Source organism: Nocardia sp. JMUB6875, from assembly GCF_041154655.1.
Taxonomy (GTDB): domain Bacteria; phylum Actinomycetota; class Actinomycetes; order Mycobacteriales; family Mycobacteriaceae; genus Nocardia.
The window spans coordinates 1-1,728 of sequence record NZ_BAAFGR010000378.1 but is presented as its reverse complement, the minus strand read 5'-3'; the positions used below and the strand labels follow the sequence as shown (position 1 = coordinate 1,728).

At 67.9% G+C, this 1,728-nt stretch carries 3 protein-coding genes and 1 pseudogene; 2 read left to right on the top strand and 2 right to left on the bottom strand.

Annotated features, from left to right (window positions below; translation table 11 throughout):
• A partial coding sequence (locus tag ACAM49_RS40040; protein ID WP_369640714.1) for a TetR/AcrR family transcriptional regulator occupies positions 1-425 on the bottom strand: 425 nt, incomplete at its 3' end.
• Positions 426-513: 88 nt separating this feature from the next.
• On the opposite strand from ACAM49_RS40040, the gene ACAM49_RS40035 reads away from it, so the two are divergent.
• Positions 514-915 (top strand): nitroreductase/quinone reductase family protein, encoded by a 402-nt coding sequence (locus tag ACAM49_RS40035; RefSeq protein ID WP_369640713.1) that lies wholly within the window; start codon positions 514-516, stop codon positions 913-915.
• A 222-nt stretch (positions 916-1,137) separates the two neighbouring features.
• On the opposite strand, the gene ACAM49_RS40030 is transcribed toward ACAM49_RS40035, so the two are convergent.
• Complete coding sequence (locus tag ACAM49_RS40030; RefSeq protein ID WP_369640712.1) at positions 1,138-1,455, bottom strand: DUF222 domain-containing protein; 318 nt, start codon at positions 1,453-1,455, stop codon at positions 1,138-1,140.
• A gap of 73 nt (positions 1,456-1,528) precedes the next feature.
• Between ACAM49_RS40030 and ACAM49_RS40025 the strand changes: the two are divergent.
• Positions 1,529-1,728, top strand: a pseudogene (locus ACAM49_RS40025) (SAM-dependent methyltransferase); the annotation flags it as partial.

Here is a 1,728-nt window from a genome sequence, read left to right as displayed (position 1 = left end):
GGGGTGGGGAGGGCGGTGGCTACCAGGTGGTAGAGCTGGTCTTGGATGAATTGCCTTGCGAGGGTGGCGGATTCCTCGTGGGTGGCGGCGCCGCGGAGGATGGCTTCGAGGCGGCCGCGGGATTCGGGCTGGTCCCAGAGGGTGAGGAAGACTCGGGTCAGGCGCTCGCCGATGTATTCGAGGTCGCCGTCGACAATGCGGGCCGCGAGTTCCGCCGGATCGAAGGGCCAGCCCATGGTGGCGCGGAACAGACCCTCCTTGTTGCCGAAGTAGTGGCGGATCAGGGCGGGGTCCACGCCGGCCGCGGTGGCGATGTCGCGCACCGAGGTGCGGTCATAGCCGTTCTCGGCGAAGCGTTTTCGCGCGGTGTCGAGCAGTGCGGTGCGGGTGTCGGCGCTGCCGGGTCGGCGTCCTATCGGTGGCATGGTGCCCGAAACTCTACACTCGTTGACTTTCTGGTCGCGGCAGGGCTACCGTCGACACAGATAATTCCACAAGTGAGGAGTTTCTCCGATGCCCATGCCGCGCTGGCTCGCCCGCACCAACAAATACGGCCTCAACCAGCTCACCCGCTTCCTCGCACCCTGGCTGCCGGGCTGGGCGGTGGTCGTACACCGCGGCCGCAAATCCGGCCGCGTCTTCCGCACCCCGCTATGGGCCTTCCGCCGCGGCGACGACTTCGTCATCGCCCTCACCTACGGCAGCACCTCCGACTGGGTCCGCAACGTCGAAGCCGCAGGCTCCTTCGACCTCCTCCACCTCGGCCGCCACCACCACCTCACCAACCCCCACATCTACCGCGACCCCCACGCCTCCGACATGCCCCTACCCATCCGCCTCATGCTCCGCTACGTACTCTCCACCCCCGAATTCCTCCGCGCCACAATCACGCCCGCAACCCCGAAGGCCGCCTGACCCCTACGACCCACACTTGCCAACCCCGGCCGTTCAACCGAGCGTCTCACGGACTGAACGGTTCGCGCGCATTGAACGGAGTTCCGCTAGCCGTGCGAGAGGTGTTCAACCACAAGGCATTCGAGGTCACGGCGGCAGCGTTCGGCCCCTTCGGTCAAACCGGCCGGTTCGAGGCCAAGGCTTGGGGCCTGTGGGTTCGCCTCGACGATCTCGCGCCCGGGCTCAGCTCGCCGTCGCCAGTACCCGCCACACCTTCCGGGACCGCGAACGCACCTGCGGCGCCGCGTATTCGATCCGCCGCCGCGCCTCCTGCGCACTGATCCGCAGCAGATCGGTCAATAGCTCCACGGTGTCCCGGTAACCGGTATCCGCGGCCAGCCCCCGCCTCTCGGCCTCGGCGACGGCCGCCCGCATGGCGGCATCCAGGCGCCTGCGGCGGCGTTCGGTTTCGACGAGGGTGCGCAGCAAGTCGACATCGGCCAGGTCCGGCCATCCCTGTGCTGCCGCCCGGGGCGCCAGCGCGGTCGAATGTGTCTTCACGCGAGACAGACTACAACACCGCTAGAACATATGTTCGATAACTCGCGAATGGGTTCTCGAGTAGCCTTCGACCGTGGGAACGGGAGTGAACGCCGACGGCTGGCTGGATGACACGCGGAGGTCCTACGACACCGTCGCCACCGCATACGCCGAGCTCACCCGGCATCTTCTGGACGAGACGCCCGACGAGCGCGCGGCCTTGGGGCTGTTCGCCGACAAGGTACGCGCCCAGGGCGGGGGACCGGTGGCGGATGTTGGATGCGGGGCGGGGCG

Coding starts and splice junctions, on each gene's coding strand:
- ACAM49_RS40035 (WP_369640713.1), top strand. CDS start 514: ATGCCCATGCCGCGCTGGCTCGCCCGCACCAACAAATACGGCCTCAAC.